The following is a 17,655-nucleotide window of genomic DNA, read 5'->3' on the forward strand; positions in this document are numbered from 1 at the left end:
CCGATGCGCGGGCCTCACTCGGGCCGCTCCACCGCCCGTCGCGGCAGCGCCGGACACAGCAGCGCGCAGAGCGCGAAGGCGGCCACCACCCACGGCATCGCGGCACCGAGCGCGTCGGTGAGCCCCGTCGCCGTACCCACCGGGCCGTGCTCGCCGGGCCGCGGGCCGGACGGGACGTGGTCGAAGAAGACCGTCCCGACGACCGCGGCGCCGAGCGCCCCGCCGAACTGCTGGGCCGTGGAGAAGATGCCGGACGCCCCGCCCGCGATGTCGCCCGGTACCGCCGACAGGACGACGTTCACCAGCGGTACGACCAGGAAGCCGAGCCCCGCGCCCGCCACCAGGAGCCCCGGCACCAGCGGCCAGGCCCCGGCGTGCGCGTCGCCCGCGTCCGCCACCGCCGACCACACCCAGGCGAAGCCGCCCGCCATCGACAGCGCCCCGGCGGCGAGCACGAGCCGCCCGAAGCGCAGGGCCAGCGCGTCCGCGGCGGGCGCGGCCAGGAAGCCGCCGACGGAGAAGGCGATGGTGACGACGCCGGCCTGCATCGGCGTGTAGCCCTCGCCGCCCTGCAGCCAGATCGCGAAGACCAGGAAGAAGCCCTGCATGCCGACGGAGAACAGGAGCTGCACCAGGACGCCCACGGAGAACGCGGGCAGCTTGAAGGCGCGCGCGGGCAGCAGCGGCACGATCTCGTGCGAGCGGCGCCGCCCCTCGGCCACGCCGAGCCCGGCGAGCGCGGCCACCCCGGCGCCCAGGCACACCCAGCCCCACACCGGCCAGCTGTTGGCGCGGCCCTGGACCAGCGGCAGCACGATGGCGACCAGGGCCCCGGCGAGGACCAGGCTGCCGAGCACGTCGGGCCGCCCGGCGGAGCGCTCACGCGTGGACGGTACGAGGACGATCCCGGCGACGAAGGTGGCGACGGCCACGGGGATGTTCACCAGGAACACCGAGCGCCAGCCCCAGCCGAACAGATCGGCGTCGGTGAGCAGGCCGCCGAGCAGCAGCCCGATCGCGGACGCGAACCCGGCGACGGCTCCGTACATCCCGAAGGCCGCCCCGCGCTCCTTGCCCTGGAACAGCGTGCGGAAGGAGCCGAGCACCTGCGGCATGAGGAGCGCGGCCATGACGCCCTGCACGGCGCGGGCCGCGACCAGCTGCCCCGGCGACTGCGCGATCCCGCAGGCGAGGCTCGCCAGGCCGAAGCCCGCGGTGCCGGCCAGGAACAGGGCCTTGCGGCCGCACCGGTCGCCGAGGTGTCCGGCGACGATCAGCGTGGCGGCGAAGCCGAGCAGATAGGCGGAGACGATCCACTGGAGCGCGCTCTCGGACGCGCCGAGGTCGCGCCCGATCGAGGGGATCGCGACGTTCACGATCGTCACGTCGAGCAGGTCCATGAGGGCGGCGACCATCATCACGACGGCGGCCGCCCAGCGCCGGGGGTGTGGGGCACCGACGGCGGCGTCCGACGGCGGGGTGGTCAGGGTTGCGGTCATGTCGGCTCCAGGGCTCCTCGGGTGGTGCGGGGTGGGCGGGCCTCCGATTTATTTCGTTCGACCTAACGAAAGACTTGCACGGGGCGATCCGTGATCACAAGTCTTTCGTTCGACCGAACGAACTTTTTGCTAGGCTCGTCGCATGCCGAAGAGCCGCACGCCCCAGGAGCCGTCGGAGCCGGAGCGGGAGTCCGGGCGGGAGTCCGGACAGGAGGAGCCGCGGGATCCCGGGCGCGCGGACGTCGTGGCACGCCTGTCCGCCGCGGGCCGGGCCAACAGCGCGGTCACCGTGATGTTCCACTCGGCCGTCGCCGCCCGGCAGGGCCTGAACGCCACCGAGAGCAAGACCCTCGACCTGCTCGTCCGCAAGGGCCCCCTCACCGCCAAGGACCTCGCGGCCGAGACCGGCCTCGCGCCCGCGTCCGTGACGGGCCTCGTCGACCGCCTGGAGGCCAAGGGCTTCGCGCGCCGGGTGAAGCACCCCACGGACAAGCGGCGGGTCCTCGTGGAGTTCCGCGCCGAGCAGATGGCGGGACTGACGGAGGTGTTCGCGGACTGGGCGCGCGAAGTGGAGGAGTTCTGCGAGGAGTTCACGACCGCGGAGCTGGAGACGGTCATCCGCTTCCTGGACGGCGCGGCGGACCGCCAGCGCCGGGCGGCGGCACGGCTCGCGGAGTAGGACACGGTACGGGGGCGGGGGCGCCCCGCACGGCGGCGCACCCGTCGCAGCCGGGGCCCATCACGGTCGGGCACCCAGCGCGGCAGGCACCCCCTTCCCCACCCACCCCGCACCGCCTCCCCCGTATTGACGCCCCGTCAAACAACCTTCGTACGCGCCTTCCCCCTTCGACGGGCCGCCGTTACCGTCCCACCCGATCCCGGCCAAACAATTGTTTGGCCGGACGGCGACAGGTACGGAAAGGCGGCCCGATGCGCAGCACTCGCACCCGTACGGCGGCCACGGTCGCGGTCCTCACGCTCGTCCTCGGCACCGCACCGGCGGTGACGGCGCACGCCGCGCCGACGGCGCCCCGGCCCTCGTACACGCACCCCCTCACCTCCGAAACGCCCCGGCAGGTCCCGCTCCAGGGGGCGGTGAACGTCCGTGACGTGGGCGGCTACCGCACCTATGACGGCGAGCGGGTGCGGCACGGCCGGGTCTTCCGCGCGGACGCGCTCAGCAAGCTCACGGACGGGGACGTCGCGACGCTGGCCGGGCTCCGGCTGCGGAAGGTGGTGGACTTCCGGGTGGCGGAGGAGGTCCGGTACGACGGCCCGGACCGGCTGCCCGCCGGACTGGTCGCGACCGCGCGGCCCGTCACCGACAACGGCCTGTTCCGGCAGCTCATGACCGTGATCGGCTCCCGGGACCCGGTCAAGCAGGAGGAGATGCTCGGCGGCGGGAGGGCCGAGGCGTTCATGCGGGACGTCTACCGCACGTTCGTCACGGACGCGACGGACCGCGCGCAGTTCGGCGCGACACTGCGCGACATCGCAGGCGGCGGCGCGGCCGCGCCCCTGCTCTACCACTGCACGTCGGGCAAGGACCGCACGGGCTGGACGACGTACGTCCTGCTGCGCGCCGTAGGAGTGCCCGAACGCACCGCCGTGGACGACTACTTGGCGTCCAACACCTTCCGCGCCGCGTACGACGCGAGGCTGCGCGAGACGCTTCGGCAGACCGGCATGATGCAGAACCCGGACCTGCTCATCCCGCTCCAGGAGGTCCGCACCGGCTATCTGGACGCGGCGCTCACCGAGGTGACACGGCAGTACGGGAGCTTCGGCGGCTATCTGACGAGGGGCCTCGGCCTGGACGCGGGGACGCTGGTCACGTTGCGCCGGGCGATGGTCGACTGAGCCGCGGGCCCTGGCGAGCCGCGGTGCGGGGCGCGACGATGCCGTGCTCGCGCGCCGCGGCCAGCCACTGGGGGAACTCGGCGACGAGGTGGTCGTACAGGAAGTCGTCCGAGACGGCGGCCGGGTCCTCGCCGAGGTGGAAGAACCCGGCGTTGTCGACGACGCGGCGCCCGGGCACGGGCAGTTCGTCGAGCCTGCGCAGGTAGTCGAACTGCCTGCTCGCGGGGTTGCCGAAGCCGATGAACTGCCAGAACAGCGGCAGCTTCGCCGCCTTGCACAGGTAGCGCTCGGCGGCGGCCCTGTTCAGCGGGCCGCCGTCGGTCTGGAAGACCACCAGGGCGGGCGCGGTGGCGCCGCATTCCAGGTAGTGGTCGATGACGGCGTCCATGGCGGCGTGGTAGTTCGTGCGTCCCATGTGCCCGAGTCCGGCGACGATCTCCCCGATGCGGCCCTGGTGGCCGGTCAGTTCGACGTCGACGACCGCGTCCACGTCCGTGGAGAAGAAGACGGCCGGTACGACGCCGTCGTCGTCCAGGTGCGCGGAGAGGCCGAGCACGCGGTCGGCGAGGGCCTGCACGCTGCCGTCGTCGAAGTACGGCCGCATCGAGCCGGAATGGTCGACGACCAGATACACGGCGGCGCGCTCGCCCTCCAGGCCGTGGGCCCGCAGCCGCTCCCCCGCCGTCTTGTAGAGACTGACGAGGCCGGGCGCCACGGCCCGCACCTTGTCGAGACCGATCGCCGCGCCCATGGCACCAGCGTACGGGCCGGGCGGCGCGCCCCGGTCAGCCTTCGAGGAAGTCGAGGGCCAGGCGCAGGAACTCCGCCTCCCGCTCCACGTACGCCAGATGTCCGCAGCGCGGGAACACGTGCAGGCAGGCGTCCGGCATCGCCTTGAGCGCGACGAACGCGCCGTCGACGGGGTTGACCCGGTCCTCCCTGCCCCAGGTGAGGAGCGTCGGCCGGGTGATCCGGTGCGCCTCGCGCCACAGCATGGACCCCTCGGGCCACTTGGCGAAGGCCGCCCCGAGCCGCTGGGCGCCGAGGCGGGAGCCGGGGTCGAGGGCCTGCGCGTACCGCTCCTCGACGAGGGTGTCCGTCACGAGGGACGGGTCGTGGACGAGGGAGGTGAGGAAGGCGCGCACGTGCTCGCGGGTCGGCTCGGGGGCGACGCTGAACTCGATGAGGCGCCTGACGCCTTCGGTGGGTTCGGCGGTGAAGAGGTTGAGCGAGAGCCCCGCGGGGGCCGTGAGCAGCAGTCGATCGACCTTGTCCGGGTGGTCGAGCGCCAGGCGCACGCACACGCCGCCCCCGAGCGACGCGCCCGCGAAATGCGCCTTCTCCACCCCCAGCTCGTCAAGCAGCCCGGCCACCGCGTCCGCGCCGAACGAGAACACGTCCTTGTCCAACTCGGGCTTGTCCGACCGCCCGAACCCCGGCAGATCGACGAGCAGCGTCCGAAACCGCCCGGCGAGGGCCCCCACCACGCCCCCGAACGCCGACCACGCACTGGCCCCCGGCCCGCCCCCGTGCAACATCACCAGCACGGGCGCGTCCGGCTCCCCCGCCTCGTGATAGCGCAGGGCAACCCCCGCCCCACGCCCCCGCCTAGAGGTCCCCTCACAGCTCAGAGCCACGCCAACCTCCACACACACCCCACGACCACCGTCACCCCATGCTCCCTCACCCACCACCGCCCTTGCCCACCCACCCCGGAAGCCCCGAAGGGCAAAGGGGCGGGTGGGCGGGGAAGAGCCCGTCCGGCACCTGAGGACGAGCGCGCAGCGCGACCGACGCCCGCACGGGCCAACACGCAGACACAATCCACCCCTTCACCGCGCCCACCCCACCCCTCCCCTCCCTGCCCCCAGGGAGGGAGAAGGGCGGGCCGGTGGGGGAAATCAGCCCGTCCGGCGCTTGAGGACGAGCGCGCAGCGCGACCGGCGCCCACCCCGGCACCGTACGGACGAACCCCCGGCTAGGAGGGCCGGTCCTCGAAGGCCGGGAGCGCGAAGATCCTGACCTTCGCCTCGTCGTCCATCAGCTCCACGAGGGGCAGCACCAACTCCCAGAGGTCCCGCTTCCCCACCTCCCGCACGAGCGCGTCGAGTTCCGCGTCGGAGAGCGCGGCGGCCCGCGAGGCGACCACCCGCCGGGAGTCCTCGGGCAGCACCTCCACGAGGGGCAGGAACTCCCCCCACAGCCCGGTGGCCACGACGGCGGGGACGACCCCGCCGAGGACATCGGCGTCCCGCAGCGACGGCAGCCCCGCGACCGTACGCAACTCCTCCTCGCCGAGCAGCGCGACCAGCGGAAGCAGCGACTCCCAGAGCCCCTGACCGGCCACGGTCACAACGAGCGGGTCGAGCCGTTCGGGCGGCTGGGCGGCGGCGAGGGAGGCGATCCGCCCGCGCTGCTCGCCGGTCACCATCCCGGCCACGGCGAGCGCCTCGGGCCACAGCCCGTCGGCGGCGGCCGTCCCGATGACGGCGGCGAGCCGCTCCGCGCCCATCAACTCGACGATGTGCCCGAGCCGTTCGGGCACATCGATGAGGAAGCCGGTGCGCAGCACCACCGCGTCGGCGACCTGCGGCAGAATCCGGCTGAGCGCGCTGTCGCGCAGATGGCCGACGAACCGCCCCATCGTGATGTGGTCCTCGCGCTCGGCGAGGGCGACGGCGATGCGGACGAGCAGGTTCTCGTCGAGGCGGTCGACGATGCCGCTGATGCGCCGCGGGTCGAGGTGCGCGCAGGACTCGGCGGTGAAGGAGACGGGCAGCTTCTCGATGATGTCGGCGGCGCGGCCGGGTTCGAGGCGCCCGGCGACGGCGGCGGCGAGCCGGGGCCCGAGCGCCTTCTGGGAGATGGCGGCGGCGACCCCGGCGGGCACGAGCTTGGTCGCGGAGGCGATGCGGTCGAGCATGTCGGGCGCCCGGTCGTAGAGCGTCGCGACGCAGTCGGCACGGAAGCGGTGCACGTCCTCGGCGGGCAGTTCCGCGAGGAACGCGAGCGCGTCGGGCTCGACGTCGAGGAGGCGGGCGGTCTTCAGGGTCTCGGCCCTGCCGCGCAGCTTGTCCATATGTCCTCGCCCCCCGGCCTACCGGAACAGAATCCGGCGTACGGGCCCGCGGGCCAGCGCGGGCACCAGCTTCAGGGCCTCCTCGGCCGCCTGGTTCAGGCCGGACGCCCTGCTCTCGCGCTCCTGGCGCAGCGCGTCGGCGAGCGACGCGAGTTGCTCGGGCGGCAGCCCGGCGAAGGACTCCGGGGGCCCGACCCCCAGCTCCGCCGTCAGTTTCTCCAGTGCTTCGGTGCTCACGGGACCTCCCGGAGGGTGCGCCGGTCTTCAAGGTCCCGAGAGTGGAGCGAAATTGAATAATAGTCAATAGCGCGGGCAGGGCGGTGCGACAGCGCAAACGGAAGGGGGTGCGGGGAGGGCCGCCGTTGCCCCGGCGCCCCTCCCCGCACCCCCTCGCGTGGGTCAGCCCTTGACCGCCCCCGCCGCCAGACCCGAGCCGAGCCTGCGGTGGACGACGACGAAGAAGAGCATGACGGGCACCGTGACCAGCGTGGAACTGGCCATCACGGGACCCCAGGACGTGGTGTTCTCGCCGAAGAACTGGAAGATGCCCACGGCCGCCGTGTACTTGTCGCTGCCCTTCATGAAGGTGTACGCGAACACGAACTCGTTCCACGCCGTGATGAAGGCGAAGATCGAGGTGGCGACGAGCCCCGGCGCGACCAGCGGAAGCAGCACCGACCAGAACATCCGGAACCAGGAGGCACCGTCGATGTACGCGGCCTCCTCGACCTCCTTGGGCACCGCCGCCACGAACCCGCGCAGGGTCCAGATGGCGAACGGCAGCGACAGGGCGATGTAGACGATCGACAGGCCGAGCAGCGAGTTGAGCATCTCGTAGTCCCGCATCTGGATGAACAGCGGGATGACGAGGGCCTCCAGCGGCACCATCTGCACGATCAGGATCATGATCAGCACGGAGGTGCGGAACTTGAACTTGAAGCGGGCCACCGCGATCGCCGCGAACAGCGAGAGCAGCGCCGCCGCCAGGATCGTGGAGATCCCGACGATCGCCGAGTTCAGCAGGTACTGCCCGAAGTTGCCCCGGTCGAAGACGAAGTCGAAGTGCTCGAAGCTGATGCCGCTCGGCAGCAGGTCCGAGCCGCGTGTGAGCGCCTTCGGGTCGAGGGCGGTGGAGACCATCCAGTAGACCGGGAAGAGCGTGAAGACCAGCAGGGCCGCCACGGACAGCGGCAGGCCGACGCGCGCGGCGAGCGAGGTACGGCGGGTGCTCACAGGTCCTCATCCCCCTGCCGGAACAGCGTCCGGATGTAGACGACGGTGATGGCGAGCAGCAGCAGCGTCAGGAGGACGGCGGCCGCGGCGCCCGCACCGTAGTCGTTCTTGGCGAACGCCTCGATGTAGGAGTACACGCCGAGGTTGTACACGTCCGGGTTCTCGCCGCCGCCTCCCGGCATCAGGAAGATCTGCGTGAAGACCTTGAAGTCCCAGATGGTGGAGAGGATGGTCACCACCAGGAAGACGGGCTTGATGGTCGGCACGGTGATCTTCCAGAATCGCTGCCAGGCGTTGGCGCCGTCGATCTCCCCGGCCTCGTACAGCTCCTTCGGAATCGTCAGGAGCCCCGCGAGGACGGTGATGGCCACGAACGGGAAGCCGTGGTGCACGACGTTGATGGTGGCGATGGCGTAGAACGGCAGCCGTTCGGTGAACCAGTTGGTGGTCTCGGCGTCGATCAGGCCCATGGAGTCGGCGAGTTGACTGACCATGCCGTCCTCGGGCGAGAACAGCCAGATCCAGACGTACGTCCCGGTCACCGCGGGCATCGCCCAGGCGGCCAGGATCGACACCGAGCAGATCAGCTTCCAGGTCGGGCCGAGGCGGTTGAGGAGCAGCGCCACGGCCGTGCCGAGGGCGACGGTCAGACCGACACAGGCGAACGCGAAGAACACCGTGTTGGGCAGGACCGTCTTCCACAGCAGATCGCCGGTCAGCAGGTCCGTGTAGTTGTCGAAGCCGGTGTAGGTGCCCTTGCCGCCGCCGAACTTGACGACGTAGTCCTGCAGCGACAGCTTGCCGACCTGGATCAGCGGCCACAGGAGCAGGCCGATGAGCACGATCAGTGCGGGCGCGAGGAGCAGCCAGGGGCGGGTGAGGGTGGTGAGCTTCTTGCGGCGGCGCGCGCGCTCACCGTCGTCGGACGGGTGGGAGCGAAGGCTCGAAGAGCTGGACGAACCGTCCTTCGAGCCGTCGCTGACGAGCATGTCTTTCACTTTGTTACTCGTCCCTGTGTGCCTACTTGTCGTCGGCGAAGATCTTGTCCATGTCCTTGGCCGCCTTGTCCGCGGCCTCCTTCACGGACGACTTGCCCGTGATGATCGACTGCACCATGCCGGTCACGACCTTCGACGCCTGGATCTCGCCGTACGCCTTGGTCTTGGGCACCGTGGCGCCGGCCTCGATCATCTGCTTCGCGAACGGCTCGACCAGCGGGTCCTTCTGGGCCTCGATCTTCTTCAGCTCGGAGTTCTGGCCGGGGAAGTAGTTGGTCTGCTTGGCCCACTTCGCGGCGAACTCACCGGTGGTCATCAACTTGACCAGCTCCCAGGCGAGTTCCTTCTTGTCCGTGTTGAACGCGGACAGGTAGGAGCCGCCGAGGAAGGACTTGCTCATGCCGCCGGTCGGGCCCGGGATCGGGACCGCGCCGAGCTTGCCCTTGAGCTTGGGGTTCGCGTCCGTGATGGCCTTCGGCGTCCAGTTGCCGCCGATCGCCATGGCGATCTGGCTCTTGTTCCAGGCGTCGCCGACCTCCTTCTCGGTCCAGGTGTTCACCTTGGCCGGGGAGACCTTGTCCTTGGTGGCGAGGCCCGTGTAGAACTCAAGGCCCTTGATCGCCTGGGGCGAGTTGATGGCGGACTTCCACTCGTCGCCGTCCTGGGTGGCGAGGTCACCGCCCGCGCCCCAGATGAAGGGGGTCGCGAACATCTCCGCGCCGCCCGCCACCGGGAACGGGATCAGGTCCGGCTCCTTCTCCTTCAGCGTCTTCGCCGTGGCCTGGAGTTCCTTCCAGGTCGTCGGCGGCTTCAGGTTGTGCTTCTCGAAGATGTCCTTGCGGTAGACGATGGACCGCACGCCCGCGTACCACGGCATGCCGTACTGCTTGCCGTCCAGCGTGCCCGCGTCTTTGAGGCCCTCGACCAGGTCGTCGGCCAGGCCGGACTTCTTCACGTCGTCGGTGACGTCGACGAGCGCATCGGTCTCGGCGAACTGCGGCACCCAGGTGGTGCCGACCTCGGCGACGTCGGGGACCTGGTCCTCGCCGCCCTCGATCGCGGTCGTGAACTTCTTCTGGGCGGTCGCCCACTGCTGGTACTCGACCTTGATCTTGGCGCCGGTCTTCTTTTCGAAGGCCGCGCCGACCTCCTTGAAGAAGGGCCGGGGATCGGGGTTGGTGCCCTCCATGATCCACACGGTGAGCGTCTTTCCCTTGCCCTCGACCTTGCCGCCGTCGCCGCTGTCGCCGCCGTCATCGCCACCGCACGCGGTCGCGGTCAGACCGAGCGTCAGGGCGATACAACCTGCCGCGATGACACGTCGCTTCATGCCGGCCCCCTTCAGGTTCCTTTGGTGAGAGCGATTCTGGTCACACAGAGTGTGGGCGGTCTAGACCCTTTCGGCGAAGCGGCCGAACCGTAATCACCGTTGCGCGGTGCGCTACGGCTTGCAATCGTCGTTGCGCATCACGCAATGACGGTGTACGTGCCGGGCGCCGGGCGCACGAAAAACGCGACGCCCACCCAGTGTCCGGTCGGGGACAGGGCAGGCGTCGCGCCAGTTCCGTACGCCGTTGTACGGGACGTATGAGGGGGCCGTACGGATTACACCGTCAGCGCCCGGTCGGTCGGGCGAATGGGCGAGGGAAGATCACTCGCACCGGTGAGGAACCGGTCGACGCCGCGGGCGGCCGAGCGCCCCTCGGCGATCGCCCACACGATGAGCGACTGGCCGCGCCCGGCGTCACCGGCGACGAACACACCGGGGACGTTGGTCTGGAACTCGCCGTCCCTGGCGACGTTCCCGCGCGCGTCCAGGTCGAGCCCGAACTGCTCCACCATGCCGTTCTCCCGGTCCGTGCCGGTGAAGCCCATGGCCAGCGTGACGAGCTGGGCGGGGATGCGCCGCTCCGTGCCCGGCTTCTGGGTGAGCTTGCCGTCCACGAACTCGACCTCGACCAGGTGCAGGAACTGCACGTTCCCCTCCTCGTCGCCCTCGAAGTGGGTGGTCGAGACGGAGTAGACGCGCTCGCCGCCCTCCTCGTGGGCCGAGGTGACCTTGTAGAGCATGGGGAAGGTCGGCCAGGGCTGCCCGGCGGACCGCTCGTCGCCCGGCCGGGGCATGATCTCCAGCTGGGTGACGGAGGCCGCGCCCTGCCGGTGGGCGGTGCCGACGCAGTCCGCGCCGGTGTCGCCGCCGCCGATGACGACGACGTGCTTGCCCTCGGCGGAGACGGGCGTGGTGACGTAGTCGCCCTCCTGCACCTTGTTGGCGAGCGGCAGGTACTCCATCGCCTGGTAGACGCCCTTGAGTTCGCGGCCCGGGACGGGCAGGTCACGGGCGGTGGTGGCGCCGGCGGCGATGACCACGGCGTCGTAGCGCTTGCGCAGCTTCGCCGCGTCGATGTCGCGGCCGATCTCCACGCCGGTGCGGAACTTGGTGCCCTCCGCGCGCATCTGCTCGATGCGGCGGTTGATGTGCCGCTTCTCCATCTTGAACTCGGGGATGCCGTAGCGGAGCAGGCCGCCGATGCGGTCGGCGCGCTCGTACACGGCGACGGTGTGCCCGGCGCGGGTGAGCTGCTGGGCGGCGGCGAGACCGGCCGGGCCCGAGCCGATCACGGCGACCGTCTTGCCGGACAGGCGCTCGGGCGCCTGCGGCGCCACGTCACCGGTCTCCCACGCCTTGTCGATGATGGAGACTTCGACGTTCTTGATGGTGACGGCGGGCTGGTTGATGCCGAGGACACAGGCCGCCTCGCAGGGTGCGGGGCACAGCCGCCCGGTGAACTCCGGGAAGTTGTTCGTGGCGTGCAGCCGCTCCTGGGCCGCGGACCAGTCCTCGCGGTAGGCGTAGTCGTTCCACTCGGGGATGAGGTTCCCGAGCGGACAGCCGTTGTGGCAGAACGGGATGCCGCAGTCCATGCAGCGCGAGGCCTGCTTGGAGATGATCGGCAGGAGCGAGCCGGGGACGTAGACCTCGTTCCAGTCCCGCACCCGCTCGCTGACCGGGCGGGTCTCGGCGACCTCGCGGCCGTGGTTCAAAAAGCCCTTGGGATCAGCCATTGGTCGCCGCCTCCATCATCTTCTCGGTGATCTCGGACTCGGAGAGTCCGGCTCGCTCGGCGGCGTCCTTGGCGGCGAGCACTGCCTTGTACGTGGTGGGGATGATCCTGCTGAAGCGGGTCACGGACGTGTCCCAGTCCGCGAGCAGCTTCTCGGCGACGGTGGAGCCCGTCTCCTCCTGGTGGCGGCGCACGACGTCGTGCAGCCACTGCTTGTCGGTGTCGTCGAGGGGCTCGACGGCCGCCAGGTTCCCGGCGTTGACGTTGTCGCGGTCCAGGTCGATGACGTACGCGATGCCGCCCGACATGCCGGCCGCGAAGTTGCGCCCGGTCTCGCCGAGGACGACCGCGTGGCCGCCGGTCATGTACTCGCAGCCGTGGTCGCCCACGCCCTCGGACACCACGAGCGCGCCGGAGTTGCGCACGCAGAACCGCTCGCCGGTGCGGCCGCGCAGGAACAGCTCGCCGCCGGTCGCGCCGTAGCCGATCGTGTTGCCCGCGATGGTGGAGTACTCGGCGAGGTGGTCGGCGCCGCGGTCGGGGCGGACCACGATCCGGCCGCCGGAGAGGCCCTTGCCGACGTAGTCGTTGGCGTCGCCCTCCAGGCGCAGGGTGATGCCGCGCGGCACGAAGGCGCCGAAGGACTGGCCCGCGGAGCCGGTGAAGGTGATGTCGATGGTGTCGTCGGGCAGGCCCGCGCCGCCGAACTTCTTCGTCACCTCGTGGCCGAGCATGGTGCCGACCGTGCGGTTGATGTTGCGGATCGCGACCTGGGCGCGGACCGGCTGGGCGTCCGCCTGGGAGTCGGCCGCGAGCGCGTCCGCCGCGAGCTTGATCAGCTCGTTGTCGAGGGCCTTCGCCAGGCCGTGGTCCTGGGCGACGACGCGGTGGCGCACGGCGCCGCCGGGCAGGTCCGGGACGTGGAACAGCGGCTCCAGGTCCAGGCCCTGTGCCTTCCAGTGGTTCACGGCCCGCTCGGTGTCGAGGAGTTCGGCGTGGCCGACGGCCTCCTCGATGGAGCGGAAGCCGAGCTCGGCGAGGAGTTCGCGGACCTCCTGCGCGATGAACTCGAAGAAGTTGACGACGTACTCGGCCTTGCCGCTGAAGCGCTCGCGCAGCGTCGGGTTCTGCGTGGCGATGCCGACCGGGCAGGTGTCCAGGTGGCAGACGCGCATCATGACGCAGCCGGACACGACCAGCGGGGCGGTCGCGAAGCCGAACTCCTCGGCGCCGAGGAGCGCGGCGATGAGCACGTCACGGCCGGTCTTCAGCTGGCCGTCGGTCTGCACGACGATGCGGTCGCGCAGGCCGTTGAGGAGCAGGGTCTGCTGGGTCTCGGCGAGGCCGAGCTCCCAGGGGCCGCCCGCGTGCTTGAGCGAGGTGAGCGGGGACGCGCCCGTGCCGCCGTCGTGGCCGGAGATGAGGACCACGTCCGCGTGCGCCTTGGAGACACCCGCGGCGACGGTGCCGACGCCGACCTCGGAGACCAGCTTCACGTGGATGCGGGCCTGCGGGTTGGCGTTCTTCAGGTCGTGGATGAGCTGGGCGAGGTCCTCGATGGAGTAGATGTCGTGGTGCGGCGGCGGGGAGATGAGCCCCACGCCCGGCGTCGAGTGCCGGGTCTTGGCCACCCACGGGTAGACCTTGTGGCCGGGGAGCTGGCCGCCCTCGCCGGGCTTGGCGCCCTGGGCCATCTTGATCTGGATGTCGTCGGCGTTGACCAGGTACTCGCTGGTCACGCCGAAGCGGCCGGAGGCGACCTGCTTGATGGACGAGCGGCGCGCCGGGTCGTACAGGCGGTCGGCGTCCTCGCCGCCCTCACCGGTGTTGGACTTGCCGCCCAGCTGGTTCATGGCGATGGCGAGGGTCTCGTGCGCCTCGCGGGAGATCGATCCGTACGACATGGCGCCCGTGGAGAAGCGCTTGACGATCTCGGAGACCGGCTCGACCTCGTCCACGGGGATCGGCGAGCGGCCCTCGCTCTTGAAGCCGAACAGGCCGCGGAGCGTCATCAGGCGCTCGGACTGCTCGTTCACGCGGTCCGTGTACTGCTTGAAGATGTCGTAGCGGCGGCTGCGCGTGGAGTGCTGGAGGCGGAAGACCGTCTCGGGGTCGAACAGGTGCGGCTCGCCCTCGCGGCGCCACTGGTACTCGCCCCCTATGTCCAGGGCGCGGTGCGCGGACGGCACGCCGGAGGCCGGGTAGGCCTTGGCGTGGCGGGCGGCGACCTCCTTGGCGATGACGTCGATGCCGACGCCGCCGATCTTGGAGGCGGTGCCGTTGAAGTACTTCTCGACGAAGGCCTGCTCCAGGCCGACGGCCTCGAAGACCTGCGCGCCGCGGTAGGAGGCGACCGTGGAGATGCCCATCTTGGACATCACCTTCAGGACGCCCTTGCCGAGGGCGTAGATGAGGTTGCGGATGGCCTGCTCGGCCTCGATGCCGGGCAGGAACGTGCCCGCGCGGACCAGGTCCTCGACGGACTCCATCGCCAGGTACGGGTTGACTGCCGCGGCGCCGAAGCCGATGAGCAGCGCGACGTGGTGCACCTCGCGCACGTCGCCCGCCTCGACCAGCAGGCCCACCTGGGTGCGCTGCTTGGTGCGGATGAGGTGGTGGTGGACGGCCGCGGTGAGGAGGAGCGAGGGGATCGGGGCGTGCTCGGCGTCGGAGTGCCGGTCGGAGAGCACGATCAGGCGGGCGCCCGCCTCGATGGCGGCGTCGGCCTCGGCGCAGATCTCCTCGATACGGGCGGTCAGGGCGTCACCACCACCGCTGACCCGGTACAGGCCGGAGAGCGTCGCGGCCTTCATGCCGGGCATGTCGCCGTCGGCGTTGATGTGGATGAGCTTGGCCAGCTCGTCGTTGTCGATCACCGGGAAGGGCAGGGTGACGCTGCGGCAGGAGGCCGCGGTGGGGTCGAGGAGGTTGCCCTGCGGGCCGAGCGAGGAGCGCAGGCTCGTCACGAGCTCCTCGCGGATGGCGTCCAGCGGCGGGTTGGTGACCTGCGCGAACAGCTGGGTGAAGTAGTCGAAGATCAGCCGCGGGCGCTCGGAGAGCGCGGCGATCGGGGTGTCCGTGCCCATCGAGCCGATCGGCTCGGCCCCGGCCTTGGCCATCGGGGCGAGCAGGATGCGCAGCTCCTCCTCGGTGTAGCCGAAGGTCTGCTGGCGGCGCGTGACGGAGGCGTGCGTGTGCACGATGTGCTCGCGCTCGGGCAGGTCGGACAGCTCGATCTCGCCGGCCTCCAGCCACTCCGCGTAGGGCTTCTCGGCGGCGAGGGCGGCCTTGATCTCGTCGTCCTCGACGATGCGGTGCTCGGCGGTGTCGACGAGGAACATCCGGCCGGGCTGCAGGCGGCCCTTGCGGACGACCTTCGCCGGGTCGATGTCGAGGACACCGACCTCGGAGCCGAGGACGACCAGGCCGTCGTCGGTGACCCAGTAGCGGCCCGGGCGCAGGCCGTTGCGGTCCAGGACCGCGCCGACCTGGGTGCCGTCGGTGAAGGTGACGCAGGCCGGGCCGTCCCAGGGCTCCATCATCGTGGCGTGGAACTGGTAGAAGGCGCGGCGGTCCGGGTCCATGGAGGCGTGGTTCTCCCAGGCCTCCGGGATCATCATCAGGACCGAGTGCGGCAGCGAGCGGCCGCCGAGGTGCAGGAGTTCGAGGACCTCGTCGAAGGACGCGGAGTCGGAGGCGTCCGGCGTACACACCGGGAAGGTCCGCTCCAGCTTCTCCTGGCTCCCGAACACCTCGCCGACCAGCTGCGACTCCCGGGCCCGCATCCAGTTGCGGTTGCCCTGCACGGTGTTGATCTCGCCGTTGTGGGCGACGAAGCGGTACGGGTGCGCGAGCGGCCAGCTCGGGAAGGTGTTCGTGGAGAAGCGCGAGTGGACCAGGGCGACGGCCGTGGCGAAGCGGCGGTCGGAGAGGTCGGGGAAGAACGGCTCCAGCTGGCCGGTGGTCAGCATGCCCTTGTACACGATCGTGCGGGCCGACAGCGAGGGGAAGTAGGTGGCCGCCTCGCGTTCGGCGCGCTTGCGCAGCACGAACGCCTTGCGGTCGAGGACGAGCCCGCTGCTTTCGCCTCCCCCAGGCTCCGTCCGGGAGGTGCCCCCAGCGACGAACAGCTGGCGGAAGACCGGCATCGTCGAGCGGGCGGTGGCGCCGAGCAGCGTCGGGGCGACGGGGACCTCGCGCCAGCCGAGCACGGTCAGGCCCTCTTCGGCGGCGATCGTCTCGATCCGTGAGACGGATTCGTCGGCGGATTCCTGCGGCAGGAAGGCGATGCCGACGGCGTACGCGCCCGCCTCGGGGAGGCTGAAACCGGCCGCTTCGCGCAGGAACGCGTCCGGGACCTGGAGCAGGATGCCGGCGCCGTCGCCGGAGTCGGGCTCGGAACCGGTGGCGCCGCGGTGTTCGAGATTGCGCAGTACGGTCAGCGCCTGCTCGACGAGCTCATGGCTCGCCTCACCGGTGAGGGTGGCCACGAACCCGACACCGCAGGCGTCGTGCTCATTACGGGGGTCGTACATCCCTTGCGGGGCGGGGCGACCATCCATGGGCGACCAGGCGTCGGAACGCATCGGCACTCCCGTCGTCGTGATGGGGGCGACCTCCCGGGCTACTGGGGCTCCGGGGGCGCGAGCGGCGATAGGGACGACGTTGGCCCTGGCTAAATTTCGTGCAGGTTACATGATGGCCCGCTTCTCGAAAAGCGGATACTTCGTTCCAACATGTGGACGCGCTCTGGGGGGTCGAGAGCGGCAGAGAAGGGGCCGGAAGCGGACAGATCGGTGACCGCGGACCCGGAGCGCCAGGGGCCTCATTGCCCGCAGCGCTTACGGCTCATGCCCAGCGGTCAAGGAATCGAAACCGCACGGTAACGACTACTTATGCAGAATCCTGCATACACCTGCACGGCCGCCTATCCTACGGCCGTCCCGAACAGGCTGCCCAGGGCGTACGTCACACCCGCCGCGGCCCCGCCGAGAGCGAGCTGCCGCAGCCCGCTGAACCACCAGGACCGCGCCGTCACCCTGGCCACGACCGCACCGCACGCGAAGAGCCCGATCAGCGCGAGCAGCAGTGCGGGCCACAGGGCACTGGCACCGAGCAGATACGGCAGTACGGGCAGCATGGCGCCCAGCGCGAAGGAGCCGAACGAGGACACGGCGGCGACCAGCGGCGAGGGCAGGTCGCCGGGGTCGATGCCCAGCTCCTCGCGGGCGTGGATCTCCAGGGCCTGCTCGGGGTCCTTGGACAGCTGCCGGGCGACCTCACCGGCCAGCTCCGGCTCGACGCCGCGCGACACGTACAGCGCGGCCAGCTCCCGCTCCTCGTCCTTGGGGTGCTTGCGCAACTCGCGGCGCTCCACGTCCAGTTCGGCCTGGACCAGCTCGCGCTGCGAGGCGACGGAGGTGTACTCGCCCGCGGCCATCGAGAACGCGCCGGCCGCGAGCCCCGCGAGGCCGGTGATGACGATGGTCTCGCGCGACACCGCCCCGCCCGCCACACCGGTCATCAGGGCGAGGTTGGACACGAGGCCGTCCATGGCGCCGAAGACGGCGGGGCGCAGCCAGCCGCCGTTGACGTCACGGTGGGTGTGGTTGTCCCGGTGCGCCTCGTGCAGCGGGGCCTCGGTCTCGATGATCGCCATGACAGTCAGATGTTCCTCTCCCACTCGGACGGGGGCACACGCGCTCGGACGGGGGCACACGTCACCCCGGTACAGAGCGCTCCGGCCCCGGTCCCTCCCCCTCGGACATCCTCGAAAGTACGCGCGAAAAACGGCTCCCGCCAGCAAGGAAGGCCGTACTTACCTGCGAAAACGCGCCTCGGCGCCTCCCTGCGCGGACCCTCGCCGCGATGCCGAAGGAGTGACGCTGAGCGCACGGATGCTCACATGAGTGCCGTCGCGT

13 protein-coding genes are annotated in these 17,655 nt (G+C 70.9%); 2 read left to right on the forward strand and 11 right to left on the reverse strand.

The annotated features are described in order from the left end of the window. Positions 1–14: 14 nt before the first annotated feature. The gene (locus ACZ6BG_RS01405) at positions 15–1,499 is read right to left on the reverse strand and encodes an MFS transporter (protein WP_468995205.1); all 1,485 of its coding nucleotides are present in this window, start codon (positions 1,497–1,499) and stop codon (positions 15–17) included. A gap of 142 nt (positions 1,500–1,641) precedes the next feature. Between ACZ6BG_RS01405 and ACZ6BG_RS01410 the strand changes: the two genes are divergently transcribed. Next, positions 1,642–2,178 carry a MarR family winged helix-turn-helix transcriptional regulator gene (locus tag ACZ6BG_RS01410; RefSeq protein WP_468995207.1) on the forward strand — a complete coding sequence of 179 codons (537 nt, stop codon included), beginning with the start codon at positions 1,642–1,644 and terminating at the stop codon, positions 2,176–2,178. A gap of 251 nt (positions 2,179–2,429) precedes the next feature. Next, the gene (locus ACZ6BG_RS01415; protein WP_468995209.1) at positions 2,430–3,359 is read left to right on the forward strand and encodes a tyrosine-protein phosphatase; all 930 of its coding nucleotides are present in this window, start codon (positions 2,430–2,432) and stop codon (positions 3,357–3,359) included. Here ACZ6BG_RS01415 and ACZ6BG_RS01420 read toward each other — a convergent pair. From ACZ6BG_RS01420 to ACZ6BG_RS01465, 10 genes are all read right to left on the reverse strand, one after another. Continuing rightward, complete coding sequence (locus tag ACZ6BG_RS01420) at positions 3,331–4,110, reverse strand: VWA domain-containing protein (RefSeq protein WP_468995212.1); 780 nt, start codon at positions 4,108–4,110, stop codon at positions 3,331–3,333. The genes ACZ6BG_RS01415 and ACZ6BG_RS01420 overlap by 29 nt on opposite strands. Before the next feature lie 34 nt (positions 4,111–4,144). Then, positions 4,145–4,897 carry an alpha/beta fold hydrolase gene (locus ACZ6BG_RS01425; protein WP_468997826.1) on the reverse strand — a complete coding sequence of 251 codons (753 nt, stop codon included), beginning with the start codon at positions 4,895–4,897 and terminating at the stop codon, positions 4,145–4,147. Between the two features lie 440 nt (positions 4,898–5,337). Next, a complete protein-coding gene (locus ACZ6BG_RS01430; RefSeq protein WP_468995216.1) occupies positions 5,338–6,438 on the reverse strand; it encodes a hypothetical protein in 1,101 nt (366 codons plus the stop codon). An 18-nt stretch (positions 6,439–6,456) separates the two neighbouring features. Then, entirely contained in the window at positions 6,457–6,675 is a 219-nt protein-coding gene (locus ACZ6BG_RS01435) for a hypothetical protein (protein ID WP_468995221.1), read from the reverse strand. Positions 6,676–6,837: 162 nt separating this feature from the next. Beyond that, complete coding sequence (locus ACZ6BG_RS01440) at positions 6,838–7,671, reverse strand: carbohydrate ABC transporter permease (RefSeq protein ID WP_468995224.1); 834 nt, start codon at positions 7,669–7,671, stop codon at positions 6,838–6,840. Next, complete coding sequence (locus ACZ6BG_RS01445; RefSeq protein ID WP_468448934.1) at positions 7,668–8,660, reverse strand: carbohydrate ABC transporter permease; 993 nt, start codon at positions 8,658–8,660, stop codon at positions 7,668–7,670. The genes ACZ6BG_RS01440 and ACZ6BG_RS01445 overlap by 4 nt, the downstream gene beginning before the upstream one ends. 31 nt (positions 8,661–8,691) lie before the next feature. Then, complete coding sequence (locus ACZ6BG_RS01450) at positions 8,692–9,999, reverse strand: sugar ABC transporter substrate-binding protein (RefSeq protein ID WP_468995227.1); 1,308 nt, start codon at positions 9,997–9,999, stop codon at positions 8,692–8,694. Between the two features lie 275 nt (positions 10,000–10,274). After that, positions 10,275–11,735: a glutamate synthase subunit beta gene (locus tag ACZ6BG_RS01455; protein WP_468995230.1), complete on the reverse strand. Its 1,461-nt coding sequence runs from the start codon at positions 11,733–11,735 to the stop codon at positions 10,275–10,277. After that, positions 11,728–16,269 (reverse strand): glutamate synthase large subunit, encoded by a 4,542-nt coding sequence (gltB, locus tag ACZ6BG_RS01460; protein WP_468997829.1) that lies wholly within the window; start codon positions 16,267–16,269, stop codon positions 11,728–11,730. The genes ACZ6BG_RS01455 and gltB overlap by 8 nt, the downstream gene beginning before the upstream one ends. Before the next feature lie 392 nt (positions 16,270–16,661). After that, positions 16,662–17,393, reverse strand: a complete 732-nt coding sequence (locus ACZ6BG_RS01465; RefSeq protein WP_468995233.1) for a VIT1/CCC1 transporter family protein — start codon at positions 17,391–17,393, stop codon at positions 16,662–16,664. Positions 17,394–17,655 lie beyond the last annotated feature (262 nt).

The sequence above is a fragment of the Streptomyces sp. NPDC041205 genome, assembly GCF_055591765.1.